The sequence below is a fragment of the Vibrio sp. STUT-A11 genome (genome assembly GCF_026000435.1).
Lineage (GTDB): Bacteria > Pseudomonadota > Gammaproteobacteria > Enterobacterales > Vibrionaceae > Vibrio.
This window is the reverse complement of sequence record NZ_AP026764.1, coordinates 1024296-1049519: the sequence shown is the minus strand read 5'-3', so window position 1 is coordinate 1049519 and position 25224 is coordinate 1024296. Positions and strand designations below refer to the sequence as shown.

Genomic DNA, 25224 nt, shown 5'->3' with positions numbered 1-25224 from the left:
TTTCAATGGAAAAGCCGTATGACTATGTGATTCTCGGAGGCGGAATTGTCGGAATATCAACAGCATGGCAACTGAAGCAGCGTTACCCAACAGCACGTGTTTTGGTATTAGAAAAAGAATCAGAAGTATCCATGCATCAGACCGGACACAACAGTGGTGTTATTCACGCAGGTGTTTACTACCAACCAGGCAGCTTGAAGGCCCAGTTCTGTCGAGAAGGGGTTGAAAAGACGATCAGTTTTTGTGAAAAGCATGACATACCTTACGATCAATGCGGCAAATTGTTGGTTTCAACAAACCAGACAGAATATGAGCGAATGCAAGCCCTGTATGAACGCTGTGCGCAAAATGGAATTGAAGCAGAGTTGCTCGATGAGGCTGAACTGCGAAAACGAGAGCCGAATATTACTGGCAACGGCGCTATTTACGTCAAATCGACCGCCATTGTTAACTATCGTCTGGTCACGAAGAAAATGGCGGAAGAGTTTGAAGCCTGTGGGGGCGAACTAAAACTGGGTACGGAAGTTCAGGATATTGAAGAAACCGTAGACAATATTGTTCTGCACTGTCGAAATGGAAATACTTCCCACACTTACCACGCCCAATTTCTAATCACTTGTGCTGGACTAATGGCCGATCGCATAACGCGCATGCTCAATATAGCCACCGATTTTCAAATCGTCCCTTATCGCGGGGAGTACTATCGCTTGCCAGCCAAATACAACCAGATCGTCAATCACCTTATCTATCCAATTCCAGATCCAGACTTACCTTTCCTTGGGGTTCACCTGACGCGAATGATTGATGGCAGCGTGACTGTTGGCCCCAATGCAGTACAAGGTTGGAAACGAGAAGGATATGGTAAATTCAATGTATCCCTGCGTGATATCCGAGATATGGTGACTTTTGCTGGTTTCTGGAAAGTGAGCTTTAAGCACTTAAAAACCGGTTTAGCAGAAACCTGGAACTCTTGGTGGAAACCTGGTTACCTGAAAATGGTGCAAAAATATTGCCCAATGCTCGAAGTCAGCGATCTCCAGCCTTACCCCGCTGGTATTCGGGCTCAGGCCGTTCTCAAAGATGGCTCACTAGTACATGACTTCCTATTTGCTGAAAGCCCGCGCTCATTGCATGTCTGTAATGCGCCTTCGCCAGCCGCGACTTCCGCAATTCCAATCGGCAACTACATCTGCGATAAAGTGGCTGAAAAAACGGCCACGACTCTCTCGGACGCTGCCTAAAATTAGCCTCGCCCGTTACCGATTGGTGGCGGGTCGATCTTCAACAACTGACACTTATGTACGTCACAATGCATTTGTCGTTGCCCACGATCGAGCAATAAAAATTAGTCAGAACTCACTGCTGTTTCGCTTAATCTGCTGTGTAGATATTCCACCAGCATTTTGAACTGACGAGGAATGAATCTGGATTGAGGATACTGAGCGACTATTTTTCCCTGATAACTTCCCTTTACTTCCCACTCTGGAAATAACGCCTCAACGTCCCCTGATTGTATTAACGTATCAATGGAAAACTCAGGGAAAATCGAAATTCCCATCCCTCTTAAAACAGCATCTTTACGGATTTCGGTATGATTTACGGCAAGTCGCCCATCGATATTCACGGAACGAATTATATCTTGTTGTCCAAAGACCCATTTCCTGTCGGCAGGGCTTTCACCCAAGCGGATACATTGATGCGCTGTTAACTCTTCAGGGCTCCCAGGGTAGCCAAACTTTTCCAGATAGTCCGTACTAGCACAGATAAGCAACCGATTCGTTCCTAACTCTTTGGCAACTAAGCCTTCGACTGGTTTATCGGTAATATGTATCACCATATCGACTTCATGTCCGATAGGATCAATAAAATGATCCTCAACGACAAAATGTACCGAGACGTTGGGGTATTCTTGTAAGAAGTCCAGAATTAACGGCGAAAGTACTTGGCTAGCCAAAGCTCTGGGTGCGGCAATTCGAATTTCACCAGCCACCTCACTTTGAGAAGAGAAGGCGGCATCAGTCGCCAATCGGGCCGATTTCAGCATATCCATACACAAGCCGTGAACTTCTTCTCCCGCAATGGTTAACCGCATATTTCGGGTAGTTCGTTCAAGCAGCTTTTGGCACAAAGCATTTTCCAACTTAGAAATGGAACGACTCACCGACGAAGGAGCGACGCCAAGTTTTTCTGCCGCTTTTGAAAAGCTCCCTTCTTCGATAACGACAACAAAAACGGCCATTTCCGGCAATAAAGCGATGAGCTTATTTGTGTCCACAGCGCAACAGTCCTTTCCAATTCTATCCATTGTTTCACATAACGTACTAGTGGATATTGATTGAGTCAATTTATACAAGGTTTATAAGGAAAAGATGTGTCTAGCTTAGCGATAAGAAACAAGCTTTCATTGTTCAGTATCCCCGAATTACTACTCCTGCTAGTGGCTATGGTTTGGGGAACCAGCTATGGCTTAACCAAGAGTGCACTTGCCTATACAACGGTCTCCATTTTTATTGCAATTCGCTTTGGATGGACGTTTGTGCTGCTACTCCCGCTCATGATTAGGGATTTTGATCGTGGAAAAAACAGAGATTGGCCAGTCGCACTGCCAACTGGTTTCATTCTTGCTGCTATTTTCTTTTTCGAAGTCTATGGGGTCAGTCAGACAACCGCTTCTAATGCGGCATTTCTTATCAGCCTGAATGTCATATTTACCCTGCTTCTGGAAACCTTACTAGGCAGAAGAAAGCCAAACCGAACACTGGTGTGGCTGTGCTTATTCAGTACAGCTGGTGTAGTCATGCTGACCAATTCCCAAGGGATCCATATAACGTTTAATCAGGGAGATATCTATATTCTTTGCGCGGCCGCGTTGAGGGCGGTGATGGTAATCATGACTAAAAAGCTGACTCATGGTAAACACATAACCAATACCACTCTAACGTGTGTTCAATCACTCATTGTCACAGTTAGCGCCTGCTTAGTCAGCGTTGTATCTCATGAGCGAACTCAGCCACTGTTCCCACAAGCACTGGAATTTTGGCTCACCACTTCGTTTTTGGTTCTGTTCTGCACACTATTTGCCTTCTATGTGCAAAATTATGCGGTTCGGAAAATTTCCCCTACCAAAGCGTCACTGCTGATGGGGAGTGAACCTCTGTTTGGCGCGATGTTCTCCTTACTATGGCTAAATGAAGTATTAACCAGCGTCCAATGGTTGGGAGCGGTTATCCTCCTCATTACAGTACTGAGCGCTTCTTTAAGTAAAGTTGGTGAATGAACCATCAGAGCTAGGAGACAACTTGAGCCAAAGTAGATTGAAATGAAAAAGCCGCTGACTATACAGCGGCTCTTGAACTTAGAACGTGGTTTTACGGTATCCCACCAATAATAGAAACAGGAAGTAAAGGCTGCCTAAAATGGAGACAACAAGACCAGCTGCAACTTCCGATGGCGGCATGAGAGTGCGCCCTAACCCATCAGCCCAAATCAACAGGATAGCGCCCGTCATACCAGCTGCCGGTATTAAATGAGTGTGACGATACAATCCGAGTAAACGTGCGCAATGAGGGGCGAGCAGGCCGATAAAACTGATTGCCCCAACACAGGAAATCGAAATGGCGGTAAGAACGCCTGCAACCGCTAACATCAATAAACGATAGGGTTTTAGCGTGACCCCCACGACTTGTGGGATCACTTCCCCTAATGGGATGACATCTAAGCTTCTTAAAAGAGGAATGGAAACCAGCAAGGCTAAAACCAATGTAGTGACTAACGGCATAATTGAGTCAGCAGAGGCGCCATAGACCGACCCAGATAGCCACATCAAGGTTACCGATGATGTTGTGCTGCCAAAAGTCAGTAGGATATGCGTTGCGGTACCCGTAAATGCTGAAATGACAATACCAAACAGGGCAAGTTGGGAAACGCTCAATTGCTGATTTATCCCCCAAAACAACAACCCGATCACTAATAAAGCCCCTGCCAAAGCCGCTATCATTAACCAACCTTGCCCGGCCCCTGGAAATATCACCAGTAAACAAGCGATTAATAGAACTGCACTCGTGCTGACACCTGAAATATCGGGGCTTGCTAATGGGTTATTAAACAGTGTCTGTAATAAGGTACCACCGAATGCCAGTGCGAATCCGGCTAACCCCGCTAGCCATAAACGATTGAACACCCACTCCGCCCCTAAGGTGCCTGAAGGCTCAGCCCAAAATAGGATCGTGAATACCAATAATACCGCTAACAAACACAACGTCCACATTGGTTTGAGTTTGACCAGCGGTCGTAAGCCAATAACCTGTTGTTCGGTTGCAGCAAGCGCACGACCACTTCGGCCGAATAACAATACCAGGAAAAATGGTGTCCCAAGAAATGCGGCAAATGCACCGGTTGGTAGTCGGTAACCCAAAAAGAGTAAGCTGCGTGAGCACCACTCTGCTCCCAAAACCAATAACGTACCAACGATGAGTGATACTCCCCAAAGAAGCGCCACGTTTCGCCCCTTGCGATTCGCTACGCAGATATAACGCGCCAAGTGCGGCGCCATCAACCCAATAAATCCAACCATACCGACAATAGCAATCGCTAATGATGATTGTGCGATCGCTAATGACAAAATCAACCAGCGCCACCGACCTACCGCCACTCCTAACGAGTGAGCGTGGGTTTCCCCTAATTGAAACAATGACAGTTTTGGTAAGACAAACACAGCCAGCATTAGCGTTGCTACAGCCGGAATCCATACGACTTTGAATGGTTCCGCAGAACTTTGTAACACTTGACCACTGCCCCACAGGAAGAGTCCGTCGGTTTCATGCTCAAAGTAAAGCAAAAAGACAGACGCAATGGCTCCGGCTCCTAAACCGATCGCCATACCCACCAAAATAACCGGCAGTTTACCTCCGCCAATTAAGCGACTTACCATCAGAACAATCAAAGCGACAAGCACACTACCAAGAAACGCAGCCCCCCATGTCATGAGCAAACCGCTCTCCGGAAGAAAGACACGAGTCAATACTGCGCCTAAAAGCGCACCGGATGCGACCCCTAAAGTAGAAGGCGAAGCGAACTCATTTTCCAGAGATGTTTGTATTAACAAACCAGAACTCGCAAGCAAAGCTCCGGTGAGAATGGCCATTCCAACAGTGGGTAACCAAATTGCCTGCATCATTATGTCGGACAACGCAGGATCACTCACGGGTGAAATGGTAAAGAGATACCCTGCGACCATCAATATCATCGCTAGCAACGTAGAGCTCCATACTTTAACCATCAGACGTCTCCTTCCACTTAAGTAGCGACGTTGCAAATGCGTTTGCCATTCGAGAAATAGAGATGGGTCCACCGAAACTCCATAACGGCTCGACATCTGAATAAAGATGATGTTTAACAAAAGGGAGATAAGGCCAGACTGGGGAACTCGTCATCCGTTCACTGTCGGTTTGATTACCTGCCAGCAAAAGGTGCGTATGATTTATGTCTGGTAGCTGTTCCAATTGTAAGTGAACAAAATCTTTACCCGGTAAAGTCGATTGCCAACTGTAATTCAACCCCAATTCATTGGCGACTGATCCCGCCAGGCTGTCTTTTGAGAACATTCGTAAACCGTAACCCATTCCAACAAACTTACCGTATGCAATAGATTTATGTTCCATTCCCCGTTCCGCTAATTTTTGCCGTAAGTCGCGTAATGTTTGATGCATCTCATCCACCAGCATCTCCCCTTTTGAGTTCTTGCCAGTTAACGTTGCCAATTCACGAAAGACGATAATAGCCTGTTGAAAGTAACTGAAGTCGGCTTGGCCTACCTGAGGAAATTGTTGGTAAAGTAAGGTCGGCGCGATACCATTTAACGCCTTGATAAGCCGCTGATGGCGAAAGTCATACCCAACGATAAGATCAGGTTCTAACTTTGCGATTTCAGTTAAGTTAGGCTCTTGTCTCCGACCAACTTCTGTCACACCGTCTGGTAATTCAGGGTGGTTAGTCTGCCATTTTCGATAACCTTTTATTTCGGTAACACCAACGGGGGTTACGCCAAGGGAAAGCAGCATTTCTGCTGCAGTCCAATTCAGCGCAACCACTCTTACGGCTGGCTTATCTAACGTAACGCACGTAGAGGCACAAACATTCAGCTTACCTTCATGTGAAGATGGATTCGCCAATGTCACCGCTGAATATAGAGACACAACAAACAGAAACCACGGCTTCATTGCGTTACCTCGGTCATTAGGATTCGCTGATCCTCTAACTGGTGTTCATTTACTCTGGTCTGATACACCTGTGTGATTCGCTCAGCCGTAATGACTTCATTCACATCTCCAGCAGAAATCATTTCACCATTATGGAGTAACATCGCGCGATCACTGTAGTGAAGTGCTTGGTTTAAATCATGCAGAACCCAAATGATCGTTTTATCAAACTCGCGGTTCAGACGACGTACAATGTTCAGCAATGCTTGCTGATGGTGAATATCCAGCCAGGACGTCGGTTCATCAAGCATTAAAATCGGCGTATCTTGTGCCAGCACCATCGCCAGCCAGCACCGTTGTAATTCACCACCAGATAAACCTGTTAGCAAACGCTCGCGATATTCCTCAACGCCAGCCTCCGTCATCGCCCAATCAATAATCGATTGATCGTGGTTATTCAGACCACGATACCAAGGTCGGTGAGGGTGTCGTCCAAATGTCACTAAGTCTTCAACTGTCAGTGTGGAAGGTACAGGATTACGTTGTGGCATCAATGCCATTTTCTGCGCAATGTTAGCCCGTGACTGTTTTGATAAAAGCTCGCCATTCAACGACACTGTACCTGTATCCGGGTGACGTAACTGACTCAAAACAGACAACAAAGTCGATTTCCCTGAGCCGTTCGGTCCGATCAAAGCCGTTACAGAGCCTTGGGGAAAACTACCACTCATCGGTGAGAGAATATGTTTCCCTCCAACTCGGAGGGAAATATCGTTAAATTGCAACACAGATTTCACCTTAGAACGTTGCACTATAGTTGATAGTGAAGGTACGCCCCAAACCATTGTGTGTATAAATGGCCTCTGGCGAGCTAGAACCATAAAGCATCTGTGAGCGCTGGCTCCAGATGGTTTCGTAATCTCGGTCAAGCAAGTTCAGAACACCCAAATTGATGCGTCCCACTGGCAACGCGTAGTACGCATTCAGATTAGTGACGGTGTAGCTTTCGAGCTTCTCACCCGCCTCATCTTCATAAGAAATGAAGCTATTCACTTTTAGCTCCGCTCCGTACTGATAGTTATCGTAACCAATCCAGGCACTGCCTGAGCTTGGGCTGGCTGAAGCCGCTTCGAGATCGATCCAATCACCATCTTCTTTAGTTTCACTGACGACGTAATGTGCTTGTACACCACTGTAGAGTTCATTGGTTAGCTGATAAACCACCTGACCTTCTAGCCCGTAAATACGCTTATCATCATCGGCAACTTGCACTGCATAAGTGGTGCGATCGTAAGTTACGGTTTTATCGGACTGAGAATAATACCCTGCGACCTGAGCGTTCCAGTCATTCTGAGCCATACGCCAACCTAACTCGAATGAATTCGTTTTGACACCTTGCAGCTCTGTATTTTCAACCGATGTTGACGACAACAGATTTGCCCCTTCGCCAAAAGGACCATCATATCTGCCCTGACCAAAAAATCTCGCTGGATCAGGAACATCAAAGCCTTGAGAGAAATTACCCCATACCTGCATATCTTTGCTTAAGTGGTACACGCTGCCGACATTAAACAACCATTCATCGTAATCGGTTTTACCGCCCGCAATGGTATCTGGCTGTGTTGTACCGTACTGCCCCAATTGATACAGGTGCTGTTGTAGCACACTGACATGGTCACCCACTTTATGCTCGATATTCTCGTAGCGGAAACCACCGCTTACCGTCCAATTATCCGTTACATCCCAATCAACTTGGTTGAATAACGCCCAGTAACGGCTGTCGATATCAGGATAACGCTGTAGCTTTTGCGTCGGGTTAAAAATCATACCGCCTGAAGAAACTGAGGTAATGGTATCGTATATGGTTTGATCGGCTTCAAACGACTCTTTAGAAGCATCCACCCCATATGTCATCGTCAATCGTTCCCAGCTCTTGATTAAGGCTAAGTTCGCACCAAAAATAGACGTTTTCTGTTCCGATGCGCCATACAGTGGATACACACTTCCCGGGAACGGTGAGCCAGTCACGCGTGGTAATGACGGGTATGGGAAAAAGCGCAATGACTCATCTCGATAGTAAGCTTGTGCAAGTAAGCGTTGTCCAAGCACGTTGTCATGGCTGTATTGTGCGTTCACCATCACTCGCTCTGTATTTGGCTGCTTGTCTAGCTGTAAACCTTTTCGGGTTTCAATTTGAGAAGGGTCGGTTAAACCAGATAAATTGGCGCCTAAATACGTCGCATATTCAGAATCTTGCTCACTGTTGTAGTACTGAGCTGTCACTGATAAGGCTTGATCTTCATCAGGCGTAAACTCTACAGTTCCCATCAGATCAATGGTTTCATTAAACTGCATATCGGTTTGGGTAATGTCTGGACGAATGATGTCTCCATTCGCATCATATGCAGCGCCACTTTTCGAATAAGCCACCGATGCGCGCCCACGTATTAACTCACTGCCTCCGGACACGGCCAGAGCAATTTGTTTAGCCAGATCATCACTCGAGTTAAAGCCCGTCTTTGCTCCGATTTTTGTTTCAACCGAGAGTTCTTCATTCGACGCTTTTTTAGTAATGATATTAATGATGCCACCAGCAGCGCCTGCTCCATAAACAGACGTCGCCCCTGAAAGCACCTCAACACGAGCAATATTAAATGGGTCTATGCTATCTAGCTGTCGGCTGATACTTCGAGTCGAGTTTAACGATACCCCATCAATCATCACTAAAGCAGAGCGACCACGTAAGTTCTGCGAATAATTTGTTCGGGCATCGCTGCCAAAATCAAACCCTGGAATTAACTCACCCAACGCATTTTTGAGATCCAGACCCGAGTTAACTGCCCTTTCGAGACTTTCTTGATCCACAACCCACATGGTTGAAGCCACATCTGAAATTGCCGTTTCAGTACGGCTTCCCGTTACAACCATGGTGTCTGAATATGCCGCATGGCTAATATTGGCAAAAATAATTAAAGCGAGAGGACTTAGCTTAGCCATACATCGAACATTGTTTTGCATAGTATGAGAGATCCATTCTTGTAATTAGTTTAAATAGACAAATAAGTGCTTGGCACAAGCATTTTTCGAAATTCAATCTCAAGTACCTCATTGCACCTCAGAGCGATGGCAAACGTAGTGGCAAACTCAAGCAAGGCAGTTCGCGCGAAATAACCGGTACTTTTGAAAGGAAAATAGTTAAACGATTGGGCGTGTCTGGTAGAGACGAAACAGAATCTGACAACGTTAGATTTGAGAATCAAAAGTATCCAACCAATCAACAGGCTTACTACGGAAAGCACAGAGCGGTAAAGCGAACGGCTTAACGGTGACAGCAAAAACGAATGGTTAAGTCCGAATAACCTGATGACAAGTCCAATTTGAGACATCACTGCAAACACAAGAAAACAAAATGATAACTATTATTATTACTATTAAATATTGGGTGGCAATATGTCAACAATAATGTGCATGAATCTAAACATCACAACTTAATGATAATTATATAATTTATGATAAAACGGAGACAAAGCCCTGCTACGCACGTCGTCACGGCTTAAAAATTTGAGAGCATAAATCAACGAGCAATAGAGCCTGATTTACGCCGGACTAGGAAGGGGCCTTAGAACTGAAGAGATTTTTAGAGTGATTATATTTCAATAAGTTAACAGCATAGTCGCACCAACCAGCGAAATAACTTAAACTGACTAGGTAGGTAAAACATATACTCGGGATGCCATTGCACGCCTCGGATAGACTGGGAATAAGTACTTTCGATCGCTTGAATAAAACCGTCCAGATCTCTCCCCGCAACACGTAAGCCATCTCCAACATCTTTAACCGCTTGATGATGCAAGCTATTCACCCTCAACTTAGGTTTGCCACACAAAGCAAACAGATCGGAGTCTCTATCGACAAACACTTGCTTGGTGGGTAACAAACCAGGGCGATTGTAGGTCCGTTTACGTAACGTCGAGATATCCGCGTACAGGTTGCCACCATGCACAACATTCACCAGTTGTGCGCCGCGACATATCCCCAAAATGGGAACCTGATTTTCTAGCGCCCATTTTATCCACCCTACCTCTAGCTTATCGCGCTCGGGATCAAATTCATCCCGCTCACTGGCTTCACCACCATAGTGTTCAGGGTCAATGTCATCACCGCCGCCAATAATCAGACCGTCGAGCACTTTCCCTGACCATTGGTGCTTAACACTGATTCTCTCAGGTTTTGCGCCTGCTAGTATGAGCGCGAGTTTTGTGCACCACCACGATGGGGACCAACTACGATGGTTACCTGTTACCCCAATTCTCGGCTTTTTATCCACTGACTGACTTCCTTAACCCAATCACTACGTTTTACACCGATAAGCGGTAGAGACATCTCTTTAAAACGACGAGATAAAAAGTCCAGCGCCTGAGGATCGGCAGCTAATGCCTCGACCAGATACCATATGTTCCAAGACGTCGCGAAGCTCCAATTTGTATTTTCAATCAAACAATCAGGTAAGCGATAATGAAATGTAGGCCTTTGATTTACTTTACTATCCTTCACCGATTCATTGACTTTGTCTTCATCAATAAAAGCAAACAATGGCAGCATATCTAATGCACGGTTTCGGCTCGGATTATGCGTAAGATAGTCATCGATCAAAGCACTCATATCCTGATAAGACGTGTCGAGCAGCAGCTCAACGTACTCTTCAGAATATAACTGGATGTAAGGGCTGATTTTTCGAGCTAAATTAACGTCGTGAGCTTCATTCAGCCACCACTGCAGTAACCCAAAAGCCTGCAAATAGGAATGGACAGTCTGGACATCTAGTGATGGTAATTCAGGATTAATATGGACACCAAAAGCCGCAACTACCGAATCATCGGTTCCTTTAGCACCGGCATCACGCAACGCTGGAATCAGCACATCCAATTTTTCCAGCTTATCTAGTGGGAATGGCGGAGAAACGATTTCCAATGGAACCACGGACAGTGCCAGTTGATGTAAAAAATCTACCCATTCATGGCCATCATCTTTGACTTGCGCGCCCAGAGCTGTGTTTTTAAGAAACTCCCAGTCTAATTCAACTTTAAACTTACCGTACTCAGGTGTTTGTAAAACGTATTCTACTGCGGACTTTTGCTCTAGCTCACCGCCGAACACCTTTTGCAGTATTTGCGTTACGTCCCCTATGGTTAAGCCGGTAAATTCGATCTCAAACCCAACACGGCGAACTTCTTCAGCTTCTGTCGTCGTTAAAGGCGGAGTTTTAAATGCCATTATTGCCTCCACTTATGATGATTAAAGATTCGATGTTCGTTTATTCAACACTACTATTGGTAACATAAAAAGCCACGGCAAAAAACCTCAGATCTTTTTTCGCCTTAAACAACCCGAACAATGTGGCGAGACTCCTGCTCTCTCCTTCTTCATGTAACCAGTGGATAATCAGGCAAGGATTAAGGAGTTTAGCCTCATCTCAATTAAAGCCAAAACCGATAGAATGACCCCATTAGTTTGGAGTGTGACCAATAAAAGCTCAACATTTTTACACTCTAAACTCTGCGTAGCCGGACTAAATTAGTTGGTAAAGTATAAGAGTATTGACTATCAAAATTCGTCATGAAATTAAATTTTATCTAAGAGTTACGCGCCTAGTAAGTCATTGTAAATAATGCCATCTCTTAGAGCCTAAATGTGAATATTGCTCATGTTCAACATCTTCTACTGTTTTGGTTTGCATTATTTCTAACTTCAATTCAAGCAATAATATTCGTCATTACCGAGGAGGTAATATGTCAGTCTCTTATGATTTTTCCGGTAAAGTTGCACTAGTGACAGGTGCAGCATCAGGAATGGGCTTTTCTACCGCAAAAGCATACGCGGAAGCGGGCGCGGCAGTGATGCTGTCCGACGTCAATCAACAAGCACTGGATGCAGCGGTAGCAGAAATCACTCAAGCAGGCGGTAAAGCGGCTGGCTTTGTATGTGATGTAACCAAAGAAGAGCAGGTTGAAGCACTTGTTACACAAACGGTTGAACAATTTGGTGGGTTAGACATGGCGTTCAACAACGCTGGTATTCAGGTTCCAGCGATCGATGCTGCTGACGAATTGGCAGACGACTTTGATCGAGTAAATGCGATCAACCTACGTGGCGTCTGGGCTAGCATGAAGCACGAACTTAAATACATGCGCGAGCAAGGCCACGGTTCCATCGTAAACTGTTCTTCCATCGGCGGCTTGGTTGGGCTAGGTAAACTGGCTTCTTACCATGCATCAAAACACGGAGTGATCGGCCTGACCAAGAGTGCTGCACTGGAATACGCTACACGCGGTATCCGCGTTAATGCGGTTTGTCCGGCAGCAATCGATACTCCGATGGTCGCAGACATGAAAGAAAAAGGCGTATTAAGTGATGAGATCATCGCCGGAATCCAGCCAATCAGTCGTCTAGGTAAAGGAGAAGAGGTGGCAGCAGCAGTAATGTGGCTAAGCAGTGATGCTTCATCCTTCGTACTCGGTGTCGCTTTGCCTGTCGATGGTGGTGCAACCGCACGCTAAGCAGAAACAAAACATTCGATTGTTCTTTTCAATGAGCGGGGATCTCCCCGCTCATTGTTTATCTTTTACCAAACTAAAATGCATTTCATTCACACCAAATATGTACGATTAGGCAATAATTCAGTACAAACATCTCTTCTCGTCCACATAGCCTTCGCACACACTCTTTGATGGGTAGGTTTCATATAAAACAGCCAATCCCTGAACTACTCTTAGTTGGAATAATGTTACATAGGAAATGCCGATGAAAATCCATCATCAAATACAAAACCAAAAGCTATGTAGGACGACATTATGCGCTTTAGCAGTCTGCGCTAGTATAAATGTTGCTCATGCCACCCCAGAGCAAGATTGTGAGGACCTGACTTCTTTCCCAATCTACAACGGCAAGATTACAGAAACGGAATATATTACAGCAGGTAAATCTGAAAAGGATCCATTCCGAATGTTTACCGGCGCACCAGACCTTGAGTTTGACTTACCAGCCCATTGTTTGGTTCGTGGGGAGATCGAGCCACGCACGACAGCGAACGGTAAAGACAACGCACTAAGATTCGAAGTTAGGTTGCCACAAAACTGGCAGAATCGATTCATTTTCCAGGGGGGAGGTGGAACAGATGGCTTTTTGGCCAACGCCATTGGCACGACACCAATTTCAGGTTCAACCGCTACTCCTGCCCTCAACCGTGGCTATGCGGTAACCTCAATGAACGGTGGTCATGACGGTGTTGACCCTACCTTTGGTTTAGATCAACAAGCGAGACTCGACTACGCCTATGCAGCAATCGGTAAAGTAACGCAAGCGGCTAAAACCATCGTTAATAAATACTATGATAAACAGCCCGCATTTTCCTATTTTATGGGGTGCTCGAATGGTGGGCGTGAAGCCATGATCGCCGCACAACGCTACCCTGGTGAATATAACGGTGTGATAGCAGCAAACCCTGGTTTTCATTTAAGCCGCGCGGCAATTAGTGAAGTTTGGGATACTCAAACATTAATGCGTATTGCTCCAGAAAATGAGCAAGGTCAGAAAGTGCTCGCCAATGCTCTCAGCAATCAAGATCTACAAATCATCTCTGACGCAGTACTAAATCAATGTGATGCTAAAGACGGTGTTAAAGATGGACTTATAAACGACTATAAGAACTGCGGCTTCAATCCAGATAACCTCATCTGCAAGTCCTCAGCTGATAGTTCATGTCTGAGTGAAGAAAAAGTTACGGCGGTTAAGCAGATTTTTGGTGGTGCTAAAGATAGCCGAGATAACATTCTTTACAGCACTTGGCCTTACGATGCAGGAATTACTGCTCCAGGATGGAGAGCGTGGAAGCTAGGCTTTTCCCAAGATGCCGCAAAGCCTGACGCTTTAAATGCGGTTCTCGGCGCAGGCTCATTGATGTTTTATTTTATGACGCCTCCAAATCCACAAGCAGACTTGGCACACTTTGATTTTGACCAAGCCGAATCACTTGTTAGAGAAACAGGAGCATTAAACGACGCAACATCAACCATGCTAAATACCTTCGTCCAAAACGGCAGTAAGCTAATGATCATCCAAGGTGTATCTGACCCGGTTTTCTCTGCCGATGATATTGAAAATTGGTACTTGAAAACCAAGCAAACAACTTCAAATGGCGATCAAGCTGCGATGAATGAGTGGAATCGATTATTCATGGTTCCGGGGATGACCCACTGTGGGGGTGGTCCCGCACTCGATGACCTTGACCCGCTAACCGCAATGCAGAATTGGGTTGAAAAACAACAGTCACCTGATTACTTACCCGCTAAAGGACAAAACTTCCCAGGAAAAAACATGCCTGTGTGTGCCTACCCTCAAGTAGCAACATACAAAGGTAAAGGTGATATCAACGCCATCGAATCATATCAATGTATGTAAGTGGTTAACGCTTGCTTAATCCCCAATAGAACTAAGACCTATTGGGGATTAATAATCACTGAAGTTATCCGTTATTTTTGCTGGTAGACAGGGAATACGCTTGCATCACCATAATCTTGGATTTTCTGCATCGTATTTAGAACACTCATGTCTTCATCTGATATCACAAAATCAATGTCTGCGTTGTTCTCCATGTGAGCACGATTTGCTGTTTTAGGTAGTGGTAATAGTCCGAGCTGCAAATCATATCGGATACAAAGCTGTGGAATAGACACGCCATATTTGTTAGCCATTTCAGCTATATCTGCATTTTTAAATAATTCACCATGACCGACTGGTGAATAGGCTTCAACCAGCATTCCTTTGCTTTGTGAATATTCGATGAGCTCTGTAGGTACATTGCTCACATGCGCTAAAAGCTGATGAAGCATTGGTTTGACGGTACAGCTTGCCAAAATATTATCGATATCATACTGAGTAAAGTTCGATAAACCTATCGCTCGAATTTTGCCTGCATTATAAAACTCTTCTAATGCTTTCCAAGCTTGTCGGTTACCTTCTTCAAATCGGTCTTCACTGCCAAAATCGGGCCATGGCTGAGGTCCATGAATGATCATAAGGTCAATATAATCCAGCCCCATGATGTCCAGGGAGCGGTTAATAGCATCAACAGCTTCCTCATAAGTCTTATAGCCAGCGGCTAATTTTGTTGTAACAAAAATATCTTCCCTTTTAACACCACTCGCTTTAATCGCAGCAGAGACCTCTGCTTCATTACCGTAATCTTGTGCACTATCAATATGACGGTAACCAACTTCAATCGCATCTTTTACTGCTCTTTCCGCATCGCTACCTGTTATCAGCCAGGTACCGAACCCCAACTTTGGTATTTCAACACCATTTGAAAGTGTGAAGTTTTCATTTATAACCATAATTCATTCTCCCCTATGACTGGATTTCATCTATCAGCTTAGTCACACACAAAACTATTTGCTGAAAAAGCATCTTGTTTGGCTAAAGAATATAATGCGAGAGTTCTTACGAATTTACATTACACGATTGTGTTCAATTCTTGCTTAATATTATAAAAGGCTAATTGACAAATAGAGCGTCGGTTGATTCATTAGCGTGCGTTACTATCTAATAGCGGCTCACTTTGCGTGGTTGTGCGCGATCTCAATACAATTAGGAGCAGCAAAGCAACGCCAGCCATTAAGCCACCAGCATAAGATACGTATGAATATCCTAGTCCTGCTTTCAGCACTCCACTGCCAACACCAGCACCTACCGCATTGCCTAAATTAAAACCAGCAATATTAATGGATGCAGCCAGGCTTGGAGCACCTGATGCGGCATTCATCGCTCTTATTTGCAATGGAGGGACAATAATAAAAGCAGCCACTGCCCAAACAAACATGCCAACGATAGCAATCCAATGGTTAACCGCAAGGCTTGGCATTAGAATAAGCGAGCCCATTAATAGCATGAACCCAATGATGGTTGAGCCATCCAGTGACCAGTCACTTAGCTTCCCACCTAAATAGTTACCCAGAGTGAGGCCTAAACCAATGATCACCAAAGCCATGGTGATGTAATTGCTTGTGGCATCGATTTTGTCTTCTAAGAATGGCGCGATGTATGTGTACAGAGAAAAGAATGCCCCAGCAAACAGCACGGTGACTATCATTGCAACTAGCATGTCAGTATTGAGAACTGACTTTACTTCTGAATATAAGTCGACAGTTTGTTGCTTTTCATCACGAGGTAAGTTTTTAAATAGGCCAAAAAGCGTAAAAACACCAAGAAGGGTAATACCCCAGAACGCCACTCTCCACTCTGCCTGCTGACCGATGTAAGCAATAGTAGGAACACCGATAATATTGGCGATGCTTAACCCCATAAACATGGTTGCAATCGCACTACCTTGCTTTTCCTTGGGTACTACACTGGTCGCAACCACTGCACCAAAGCCAAAAAACGCGCCTTGACACAAACTGGTAATCACTCGTCCTGCAATGAGAGATAGGAAATTAGGCGCGATTGCTGAAGCAATGTTACCAACAATAAAAACCCCCATCAGTCCTAATAAGGCAGTTCGCTTGCTCAATCGGCTTAACAGCAGAGTAATAATAGGCGCGCCGATCATCACCCCGATGGCATAAGCAGTGACTATCATTCCCGCATCAGGAATAGAAACAGATAAACCTTGTGCAATATTTGGCAGCAAACCCATTGGAGCAAACTCGGTAGTACCAATAGCAAAAGATCCTAAGCCAAGCGCTAATAATGACTTATTTACGGAAGTTGAATTGAGAACCAATTTAAATTTACCTTTATACTTTTCAGACGAGATAACCAAGTCTGTCATTCAAAAACCTAGGATTGAATACAGATAAAAATGGCAGCTCTATGCTGCCGTTTATTAAGCTAATTCCGCTTATTAACCTGTATGCAATAAAGAAAATCAATTAATAAGCTGTTTGAAAGTCGTCTAATTGAAATTTCGTTACGCACCAATTCCACTTCTCGTTATGGCGCATACAAATAGTAAAGGATAATTCTGAATTAACTCTTGCCTATAGCTCTGTGATTAATGCATATAATTACAATTCTATACCCAAATAAACTCGAGATGCTTGGTTCGGCGAGAATGACTTGGCTATCAGACGCGGCAATGATTTGAAGATCTAGTGGTTCTAAATCAACGCAGGTAACTGATTTTATTGACCGCTTCATCAACAGAAATATCACCATCCGTCAGTTCAAGAATCTCACGGCGAATAGTTGGTGTATCTATCAATTTGGCGATGACAGATGCAACATTACCTCGCTTAACTGTTCCATATTGGATGGCTGAGCCTAATGTGACGTGATTATCCGCGTCTGCATGTAATAGGGTTCCTGGTCTAATAATAACCCAGTCCAACCCACTGTTAGCGACAGCAACATCCGCTTCTTTCTTGACTCGCATATAGTGCTCAAAAGCCGCCCCTAGATTGTCGTTCCGAGCAGATTCTGGAAACGCTGAAACCAGATAAATTCTTTTGATACCATTCGCAGCTGCAGCCTCAATCATTTTGACTGGACCTAACCCATCGATCATAGACGTTCTGTCAACACCACTACCCGCCGCACCAGCCGTGAATACGATAACATCGCTGTTTTTCGTCATATCCGTCAGCTGTTCTGAAGTCATGTTCATTAAATCACCTTTAACAGGTAAAACACCTTGGATACGTAACGTTTCAGCTTGATCCTGAGAGCGGTGTAAGCCAGTTACCTGATGGCCGTTGTTGGTTAGCATGGGACATAAGTACTGACCGACGCCTCCGGTTGCTCCAATAACAAAAATGTTTGCCATAATACGGTCTCTCCCATAGCAGAAATATCGTTATCTAACCTGTGAAATAACAGATATTTGTTATTTTTCAATCGACTTAATCAATTGCCCCGAAGGGCAATTGTATAAAGCACTCCACACCGTTAACGTCTGTCAGCCAATGCGATAAAAAGTCCCTACGGATATGTTATGTGAAAAGGTACGAAAACCCTTTGCCTATTTCTGTTTAATGATTGCTCACCTATCCATTTGTTAGTTCGCAATCATCAATAGATTTACATAAATTAAGATCCGTATGTAGATAACCCTTCAGCTAACTCACGGTTACGCTTAGATTCTGCCGATGCTCGGTGATCACCAGCCAATAATGTGTAAATGGTTGGCAACACAAATAGCGTAAAGAATGTACCGATTAATAAACCAGTTACCACAACAACGCCAATTGAATGTCGGCTTGCAGCGCCAGCACCAGACGCAAACATCAGAGGAATAAGTCCAGAGACCATTGCGGCCGTTGTCATAAGTACAGGACGCATCCTGATCATGGCAGCTTTGAGCATCGCATCCATTGGAGCAAGCCCTTCATGCTTTTGAATATCGTTGGCAAAAGAAACCATTAGGATCCCGTGCTTGGAAATAAGACCAATTAAGGTCACCAGCCCAATCTGGGTATAAATATTCATCGTGGCGTAACCTAACCATAGTGGAACCAAGGCACCACAAATAGCTAAGGGAACGGTCACAAGAATGACCAGCGGGTCTTTGAAACTCTCGTACTGTGCCGATAGAACAAGAAAGATAACGATAAGCGCAAAGCCAAAAGACATAACCAGTCGATTACCCTCTTGTACAAACTGTCGACTGTCAGACATCCAGTCAATTTGTGCTCCAGCTGGCAGTGGTTGTGCTTTGAGGAATTCCACTGCTTGCCCCATTGTCACTCCTGGCATGAGCACAGCAGATAAAGTAACCGCGTTCATCTGATTGAACTGCGGTAAACGATTCGCTTGAGGCTCAACGACCACATCCACAACCGTAGACAACGACACCATCTCACCCGATTGCGAACGTACGTAGTACCCTTTCAGATCTCCCGGATTCTGACGCTCGCTCTGCGGCACTTGGGCAATCACATCGTAAGAGCGGTCAAACCAGTTAAAACGGTTGATATAGTTTTCGCCGACCAACACTGCTAGCGTATCTGCCACTTCACTCATGGAGACGCCCATCTCTCCAGCTTTAGCCGCATTAATCTTTACTTGAGCCTGTGGGCTATCAAATGCCAAGTCACTGTCGACAAAGGCAAAAAGACCACTGCCCCATGCCGCCCCTTTAATGGCTTCTGTTGCCTCGTACAACTCAGAAAACTCCGTTGGCGCACGAATGATCATTTGCACAGGAAAACCACCACTACCAGCAGGCAAAGGAGCAGGTTGGAAAGCAGTTGCAAACGCACCAGTAACCTTGCCCGTTTGACCATTTATCATTCCCTCCACTTCATTGGATGTCATTTTGCGTTCATCCCATGGTGCGAGAACAACACCACCAAACGCACTGTTTTGCCCTCCGAAGCCGTTGCCAAAAAAGCTCGCTTGATAATCAGGAAGTTGACGGAATATCGCCTCGACCGCCAATGTACTGCGTTCGGTGTAATCTACGCTCGCATATTGAGGCGCTTTTGTCTGAACAAAAACGTAACCCTGATCTTCTCCAGGTGCTAATTCATGTTTCACACCCATAAACAAGACGATAATACCGGCAAAAATCGTCAAACAGACCAGTAAAACTGCCGCTTTAGCATGCAAAACATGTCCCAAGACGCGTCCGTAGCGCTCTGCCAGTCCAGTCATTGTGCGATCAATAGCTTGTGCAAGACGCCCTTCAGACATTTTGGCATTGAGCATATAGCTACTCATCATCGGAGATAGAGTTAATGCCACCACACCAGAGACAATCACAGAACTTGCTAACGTAAAAGCAAACTCTTTAAACAGTGCCCCAGTCACCCCGCCCATAAGACCGATTGGCGCATATACAGCGGCAAGCGTGACCGTCATCCCTATGACTGGCCAGACAATTTCTCGCGCGCCCAATAAAGAAGCCGCGACTGGCGACTTGCCCTCTTCAATATGTCGGTGAATGTTTTCCACAACGACAATAGCGTCATCCACCACCAAGCCGATCGCGAGCACCATGGCTAATAAGGTAAGCAGGTTGATTGAAAAACCAAACATCGACATAAGTATTGCCGCGCCAACCAAAGAGAGAGGAATCGTTACTATCGGGATAATCACAGCCCGGAACGTACCCAAGAAAAGAAAGATAACCACAACCACAATGAGTACGGCTTCCAATAAGGTTTTCATGACCTCATCAATGGCTGCGTTTACAAAGCGCGCAGTGTCGAAAATATTGGTGATTTTTAGTCCTGGAGGCGCAGAGCTTTGCAGTTGAGGCAACAACTCATTAACGCCTGCTACGATTTCTAACGGATTACCATCGGGAGTCGGTGTAATAGCCAAAGAAGCGACACGCTCACCGCTACCAAAGAACGATGAGTCAGAGCTTTGACCGCCCAATTCAACCGTTGCAATATCTTTTACTCGAACAACACTATTATCGTCACGTTTGATCACCATATCTCTGAAATCTTGAACGCTTCTTAAATCGGTTGCTGCGGTAATGGGCATAACCGTTTGGCTATCACGCAACGTGCCTGGTGCCGCCTGAACATTGTTGGCTCGAAGCGCGGCGCTTAAATCTGACGCAGTCACCTCTCTAGCCGCCATCTTGTTAGGATCAAGCCACAAACGCATGGCATAGGTCTGGCCGCCGTTAATGTCAACGGATGCAACCCCAGGCACCGACGTAATCAAAGGTTGAGCAACACGGGAAATATAATCCGTTATTTCAGGTATCGTGTGCTGGCTACTGGCAAAGTTCACGTACTGCACCGCTGAAACGCCATCTGTGATTTTGTTTATCACTGGGTCAGAAGCGCCACTTGGCATACGGTATTTAACTTGCTGTACGCGTGCCATCACTTCCGTCAATGCTTTATCAGAATCGGCATTGAGAACAAGCTTGGCACGAATTTCACTTTTGCCCATGGTTGAGGTGGATGTGAGGTACTCAATGCCACTAGCACTCGCGACGGCCTGTGAAATTGGCGATGTGATAAAACCTTGCATCACCTCCTGAGAAGCCCCAGGGTAATTCGTGGTCACCAGAATTGTAGCGCTTTCCATTGCAGGGTATTGTCGCATTGGAAGAGAAAAAATAGACGCAATACCTGTCAATAAAATAAGAATACTTAAGGTAATCGACAGTATTGGACGCTTAATAAATAAATCAGTAAAAGACATGATATACCTCTCACATCGCGGCTTGTTCGAGCGTAGTAGCTCGTTCGATCACACGAAGCTGAGCGCCGGGGCGAACGCGGAGTTGTCCTTCAGTAACCACCACGTCACCAGGCTGCAAGCCTTTATCTATGATCACTTTTTCACCTATCCGACGACTAACTTGAACAGGGACGATGTCGCCTGAACCTACCCCCTCTGCCGATATATCGCGTACGATAGCAACGGTATTGCCGTTTGATGAGGTCATTACCGCAGTGTTGGGAAGAATTAGAGCGTCAGGCTCATCAGGTAAGTTCACATTTACCGTCACATACATACCCGGATACAACAATTGCTGTGTGTTTTGTACTTTTGCTTGAATCGTAACGTTGCGTGTATTTCGATTAACTTGTCGCTCGATGGCCGTTATATTCGCGTCAATCCTTGTGTCACTTGCAATTTCACTAAATATAGATACCGACTGTCCGACACTGATTCTCGCCAGTTCCTGTTGAGGGACATCAAAATTCACATACACAGAATCAAGCGCAGTAAGTGTGGCCGCTTTATCTCCCGGGTTGATGTATTCACCGAGATCAATCTGACGTAAACCAATTTCCCCACTAAATGGCGCGATAATACGTAACTGGCTCATTCGCGCTTTAATTTGCTCTACTTGCGCAGCAGCCTTATCAAACTCCGCTTGCCTTTGCTGGAGTGTCTCAGTTGACATCGCTTGCGTTTTAACCAGCTCCTTGGCCCGTTTAAGTTGTGCCGTAGCAAATTTTGTCGTGGCGATCGCTGCGGCGAGATCGGCTCGCTCCGGTGCATTGTCTAACTGCACAAGCAAAGTGCCCGCCTCCACTTGCTGACCTGATTCAAAATGAATTTTTGACACACGACCAGCCACTTGTGAAGCCAGAGTGACCTGTTGCACCGCCCTAACTTCACCTAGCGCCTGAATGGTTACAGGAGCAGAACTTACTTTTATCGTTGTTGCGACGACATCAATCGGTCCACCGCCAGCCCAGCCGCCTGCATTACTGTTCTTAACTGCTTTCCAGTACCATAAACCTGTACTAATTAGAGCGATAACGACGAGCACGACAATAAAAACCTTCCAATTAGTGCCCTGCTTAGCTGTTGTTTGGGGAGGAGAACTATTCACTTTTTAACCTCTAAAAAAACATGTGAAACCTAAAAGTGAATGCATCGTAATCCCTAAAGTTAACTTTAGGTCAATAGGTTTGTTGCACTTTTTATTGAAATGTATAGAGATAGAAAGTAGATTGCCTACACTGATCATAAAGTTAACTTTAGGTAAGGGTATGACTGATTCAAACAGCTTTGCGCCGGACAGGTTATTAAGTGTTGGTGAAGTATCAAAGAGAAGTGGTATCTCGGTTCCAGCAGTACATTTTTATGAATCGAAAAATCTGATCTCCTCAACACGTAACGCCAGTAACCACCGTCAATACCCAGCAGTTACTTTGCGGTACATTGCTATTATTCGTGTTGCGCAGCGAGTAGGAATGTCACTGGAAGAAGTGGGTGAAACGCTTAACAGCCTTCAGAACAAAGACAAGTTAACCGCATCGCAATGGAAAAACATTTCCGAGAAATGGCGCGAAGGGTTAAACGAACGCATCAAAAGATTAGAGCGATTACGCGATGAAATGGATAGTTGTATCGGTTGTGGATGCCTTTCACTTAAAGATTGCCCACTGAGAAACCCCGAAGATGTGTTGTCTGAAAAAGGCTCTGGAGCACACATACTCGAACGCCCTTGACGAGACTGCACGTAAATTTGTGTCATTGGACGTCAGTAATCATCAGCGACGGTCTGTTTTTCTCCAGTCTCTGTCTGCGTCAGTTATTTATGTATAATTGATTTATGAGAATTTGAATCGAGCTGATGGCAGCTCGTAGAGTGCCACGCCTGAGGAATACCTTGCAGTTAACAAGCTTTAAATACAAAACTCGCAAAGGTCCCGATTATCGTCACGGAGACCAGGTGTCTTTCATGGATATCAAAGAGACCTTTGGGATCGGTAGTATTCGTATCGGTAAATGGGTTAACTCTGAGGAAAAAGACCTCGCCGCGAATTTAATATTCGATTCTTTGGCAGACCTGGCTTATATATTGGCTTTACCGCCACGAGCAATCGGTCTGCGAGGAAACCTGAATCTGGCTTTTGGTACTGGCGGTAGTAAAGGCGTTCAGGCTCACTACGCACCTAATCAGCGAGAACTGGCATTGGCGAAAAATGCGGGAGCAGGTGCACTTGCTCACGAGTTTTGGCACGCTTTCGATCACTACATCGCTGACAAGGCATTTGATATTGGAGATCGTTCCGGTCCTCAGCAAAAAATTCTGTTCGCAAGTGATTGCTGGTTAAGAAGTGTGAACCATTTTCCACACCCTTTAAACGAAAGGTTACTTGAGGTTTTTGATTCGACTCTACTCAGTGGTGACGGTCAGGATAAACACGATTATGTCTCACGAAGTGTCATAGCAGATAAAGCATTAGGCTCGAATTATTTTTCACAGCCTACAGAGATGATGGCTCGAGCTTTTGAGGCAGTGGTGGAGTCGTGCTCCGGTATCGAAAACACGTATTTGGTCTCAGGTACCACAAGGTCTGAAAACTTCGATTTGTATCCAGATCTAAACCATCGACAAATCATAAATGATGCATTACAAGCATACTTTCGCCCCCTCGGTGACGCATTAAGTCGATAGCTAAGAAGTGGCATTTATGATCGTTAATAGCCTTCCCCCCTTTGGTTATTGTCCTCGGCTCACGATTGCTTGCAACCATCTAATAACCAAGGTAAAACTCTTAAGTAGTACTCAATCCATACCTACAAAATTTATAATACCAACCACTCAGGCCATAAATTGGTGATAAGGTTAATAAACTCAGTGGGATAAAATTATCATACTAAACCACTTCTACTCCACATATTGTAAAGGAAATACGGATGTTAAAACCGCTAGGGCTCGCCATTGCCACCTCCACGCTTATATTTTCAACTTTCACATTTGGCAGTGAACCAATTTTTGCCCAGGCATCGGAAGGGAGCTTCAACGATGCTGCCATTACAAAGCTTTTTGAACAGCAACCATCACTGAGTGCCTCTGTAACGTTTGCGGGTACGCCAAGCAATACCTTCAGACAATCTATCGACAACGATGCTCTTGCTTTTAGTGCGGTCGAGAACAGCACTATTGATGGTCGCTTAGTGCAGGCCACAGTGGAAGCCTTTCAGCAATACCGATTGGTCGATATTAAGGCATTCATCACCACACCAATAGAAATGTGTGTCTTGATGAACCATGAGGATGTGGCTAATGATACGGCCATCACCATGATAGCCTCACATCCCGCAGCCCTGAAGCAGATTAACGCCTGGAAAGCGGGTTTCCAGCCGAAAGAACTGGAAGTCCCAGAAGGAACAGCCGCAGCAGCAAGGCAGGTTGCAGAGCGTGAACTACCAGTCGGAACGGCGGCTATCGGTGCTTGTGTGCTTGATACCGTCTATACCGATTTGGAAGTGGTTGAGAAAGGTGTTCAGGATAACAAAAACAACAAAACCTCATTTCTGCTGATGAAAGTTGAGCCGCGCGGTGAGGCTATCAGCGAAACACAGGCCAGAAAAGAGCTCGCAGCAGCGATTGAGATGGGTAAGAAGTTGGCGAAAGTCAGCCAGTAAGACCAATTTCACTTTGCCAACTGATGTTGGGAGTGAATGGTTGAAATATCGCTAGTCGTCAAACAATGTCATATTGTAGTAATGTTTAGCAAAAAAGCCCCTTACGGGTAATGCCGATCAGTTAAGCAATAAATGATCGGTTGAACGATCCTCCAACTCGTTTATAAAG

19 protein-coding genes are annotated in these 25224 nt (G+C 45.2%); 7 read left to right on the top strand and 12 right to left on the bottom strand.

The window, feature by feature from the left end; all coding sequences use genetic code 11:
- Positions 1–5 precede the first annotated feature (5 nt).
- Positions 6–1241 carry an L-2-hydroxyglutarate oxidase gene (gene lhgO, locus OO774_RS20350; RefSeq protein ID WP_264906257.1) on the top strand — a complete coding sequence of 412 codons (1236 nt, stop codon included), beginning with the start codon at positions 6–8 and terminating at the stop codon, positions 1239–1241.
- Between the two features lie 104 nt (positions 1242–1345).
- Here the strand turns inward: lhgO and OO774_RS20345 are convergent, their stop codons facing one another.
- Positions 1346–2275 carry a LysR family transcriptional regulator gene (locus tag OO774_RS20345; protein WP_264906256.1) on the bottom strand — a complete coding sequence of 310 codons (930 nt, stop codon included), beginning with the start codon at positions 2273–2275 and terminating at the stop codon, positions 1346–1348.
- A gap of 96 nt (positions 2276–2371) precedes the next feature.
- On the opposite strand from OO774_RS20345, the gene OO774_RS20340 reads away from it, so the two are divergent.
- Positions 2372–3277 (top strand): DMT family transporter, encoded by a 906-nt coding sequence (locus OO774_RS20340; protein ID WP_264906255.1) that lies wholly within the window; start codon positions 2372–2374, stop codon positions 3275–3277.
- A 78-nt stretch (positions 3278–3355) separates the two neighbouring features.
- Here the strand turns inward: OO774_RS20340 and OO774_RS20335 are convergent, their stop codons facing one another.
- The 6 genes from OO774_RS20335 to OO774_RS20310 all read right to left on the bottom strand — a co-directional run bounded on the left by OO774_RS20335 (position 3356) and on the right by OO774_RS20310 (position 11471).
- Entirely contained in the window at positions 3356–5278 is a 1923-nt protein-coding gene (locus OO774_RS20335; RefSeq protein ID WP_264906253.1) for an iron ABC transporter permease, read from the bottom strand.
- Complete coding sequence (locus tag OO774_RS20330; protein WP_264906251.1) at positions 5271–6218, bottom strand: iron-siderophore ABC transporter substrate-binding protein; 948 nt, start codon at positions 6216–6218, stop codon at positions 5271–5273. Before OO774_RS20330 ends, OO774_RS20335 begins: the two co-directional genes overlap by 8 nt.
- Positions 6215–6985, bottom strand: coding sequence for an ABC transporter ATP-binding protein (locus tag OO774_RS20325; protein WP_264906249.1), 771 nt, complete (start codon positions 6983–6985; stop codon positions 6215–6217). Before OO774_RS20325 ends, OO774_RS20330 begins: the two co-directional genes overlap by 4 nt.
- 10 nt (positions 6986–6995) lie before the next feature.
- Positions 6996–9194: a TonB-dependent receptor gene (locus OO774_RS20320; protein WP_264906248.1), complete on the bottom strand. Its 2199-nt coding sequence runs from the start codon at positions 9192–9194 to the stop codon at positions 6996–6998.
- A gap of 664 nt (positions 9195–9858) precedes the next feature.
- Positions 9859–10524 carry a gamma-glutamyl-gamma-aminobutyrate hydrolase family protein gene (locus tag OO774_RS20315; protein ID WP_264906246.1) on the bottom strand — a complete coding sequence of 222 codons (666 nt, stop codon included), beginning with the start codon at positions 10522–10524 and terminating at the stop codon, positions 9859–9861.
- Positions 10497–11471, bottom strand: a complete 975-nt coding sequence (locus OO774_RS20310) for an amidoligase family protein (protein ID WP_264906244.1) — start codon at positions 11469–11471, stop codon at positions 10497–10499. Before OO774_RS20310 ends, OO774_RS20315 begins: the two co-directional genes overlap by 28 nt.
- A 515-nt stretch (positions 11472–11986) precedes the next feature.
- Here OO774_RS20310 and OO774_RS20305 point away from each other — a divergent pair.
- The gene (locus tag OO774_RS20305) at positions 11987–12754 is read left to right on the top strand and encodes a glucose 1-dehydrogenase (protein WP_264906242.1); all 768 of its coding nucleotides are present in this window, start codon (positions 11987–11989) and stop codon (positions 12752–12754) included.
- 244 nt (positions 12755–12998) lie between these two features.
- The gene (locus tag OO774_RS20300; protein ID WP_264906241.1) at positions 12999–14654 is read left to right on the top strand and encodes a tannase/feruloyl esterase family alpha/beta hydrolase; all 1656 of its coding nucleotides are present in this window, start codon (positions 12999–13001) and stop codon (positions 14652–14654) included.
- Positions 14655–14725: 71 nt separating this feature from the next.
- On the opposite strand, the gene OO774_RS20295 is transcribed toward OO774_RS20300, so the two are convergent.
- From OO774_RS20295 to OO774_RS20275, 5 genes are all read right to left on the bottom strand, one after another.
- Positions 14726–15586 (bottom strand): aldo/keto reductase, encoded by an 861-nt coding sequence (locus tag OO774_RS20295; protein WP_264906240.1) that lies wholly within the window; start codon positions 15584–15586, stop codon positions 14726–14728.
- Positions 15587–15777: 191 nt separating this feature from the next.
- On the bottom strand, positions 15778–17022 hold the full coding sequence (locus tag OO774_RS20290) for an MFS transporter (RefSeq protein ID WP_264906238.1): 1245 nt from the start codon (positions 17020–17022) through the stop codon (positions 15778–15780).
- Positions 17023–17355: 333 nt separating this feature from the next.
- Positions 17356–18015: an NAD(P)H-binding protein gene (locus tag OO774_RS20285; protein ID WP_264906236.1), complete on the bottom strand. Its 660-nt coding sequence runs from the start codon at positions 18013–18015 to the stop codon at positions 17356–17358.
- Positions 18016–18278: 263 nt separating this feature from the next.
- The gene (locus OO774_RS20280; protein WP_264906234.1) at positions 18279–21359 is read right to left on the bottom strand and encodes an efflux RND transporter permease subunit; all 3081 of its coding nucleotides are present in this window, start codon (positions 21357–21359) and stop codon (positions 18279–18281) included.
- Between the two features lie 10 nt (positions 21360–21369).
- The gene (locus OO774_RS20275) at positions 21370–22506 is read right to left on the bottom strand and encodes an efflux RND transporter periplasmic adaptor subunit (RefSeq protein ID WP_264906232.1); all 1137 of its coding nucleotides are present in this window, start codon (positions 22504–22506) and stop codon (positions 21370–21372) included.
- Between the two features lie 160 nt (positions 22507–22666).
- Between OO774_RS20275 and soxR the strand changes: the two genes are divergently transcribed.
- The 3 genes from soxR to OO774_RS20260 all read left to right on the top strand — a co-directional run bounded on the left by soxR (position 22667) and on the right by OO774_RS20260 (position 25055).
- On the top strand, positions 22667–23128 hold the full coding sequence (gene soxR, locus OO774_RS20270; protein ID WP_264906230.1) for a redox-sensitive transcriptional activator SoxR: 462 nt from the start codon (positions 22667–22669) through the stop codon (positions 23126–23128).
- 161 nt (positions 23129–23289) lie between these two features.
- Positions 23290–24081 (top strand): CLCA_X family protein, encoded by a 792-nt coding sequence (locus OO774_RS20265; RefSeq protein WP_264908670.1) that lies wholly within the window; start codon positions 23290–23292, stop codon positions 24079–24081.
- Positions 24082–24323: 242 nt separating this feature from the next.
- Positions 24324–25055: a prephenate dehydratase domain-containing protein gene (locus OO774_RS20260; protein ID WP_264906228.1), complete on the top strand. Its 732-nt coding sequence runs from the start codon at positions 24324–24326 to the stop codon at positions 25053–25055.
- The last annotated feature ends 169 nt before the right edge of the window (positions 25056–25224 follow it).

What these genes read in the sequence shown, in the direction of transcription:
- lhgO (WP_264906257.1), top strand. Translation starts at nt 6, where the DNA reads ATGGAAAAGCCGTATGACTATGTGATTCTCGGAGGCGGAATTGTCGGA.
- OO774_RS20335 (WP_264906253.1), bottom strand. Translation starts at nt 5,278, where the DNA reads ATGGTTAAAGTATGGAGCTCTACGTTGCTAGCGATGATATTGATGGTC.
- OO774_RS20330 (WP_264906251.1), bottom strand. Translation starts at nt 6,218, where the DNA reads ATGAAGCCGTGGTTTCTGTTTGTTGTGTCTCTATATTCAGCGGTGACA.
- OO774_RS20320 (WP_264906248.1), bottom strand. Translation starts at nt 9,194, where the DNA reads ATGGCTAAGCTAAGTCCTCTCGCTTTAATTATTTTTGCCAATATTAGC.
- OO774_RS20310 (WP_264906244.1), bottom strand. Translation starts at nt 11,471, where the DNA reads ATGGCATTTAAAACTCCGCCTTTAACGACGACAGAAGCTGAAGAAGTT.
- OO774_RS20305 (WP_264906242.1), top strand. Translation starts at nt 11,987, where the DNA reads ATGTCAGTCTCTTATGATTTTTCCGGTAAAGTTGCACTAGTGACAGGT.
- OO774_RS20300 (WP_264906241.1), top strand. Translation starts at nt 12,999, where the DNA reads ATGAAAATCCATCATCAAATACAAAACCAAAAGCTATGTAGGACGACA.
- OO774_RS20295 (WP_264906240.1), bottom strand. Translation starts at nt 15,586, where the DNA reads ATGGTTATAAATGAAAACTTCACACTTTCAAATGGTGTTGAAATACCA.
- OO774_RS20290 (WP_264906238.1), bottom strand. Translation starts at nt 17,022, where the DNA reads ATGACAGACTTGGTTATCTCGTCTGAAAAGTATAAAGGTAAATTTAAA.
- OO774_RS20285 (WP_264906236.1), bottom strand. Translation starts at nt 18,015, where the DNA reads ATGGCAAACATTTTTGTTATTGGAGCAACCGGAGGCGTCGGTCAGTAC.
- OO774_RS20280 (WP_264906234.1), bottom strand. Translation starts at nt 21,359, where the DNA reads ATGTCTTTTACTGATTTATTTATTAAGCGTCCAATACTGTCGATTACC.
- soxR (WP_264906230.1), top strand. Translation starts at nt 22,667, where the DNA reads ATGACTGATTCAAACAGCTTTGCGCCGGACAGGTTATTAAGTGTTGGT.
- OO774_RS20260 (WP_264906228.1), top strand. Translation starts at nt 24,324, where the DNA reads ATGTTAAAACCGCTAGGGCTCGCCATTGCCACCTCCACGCTTATATTT.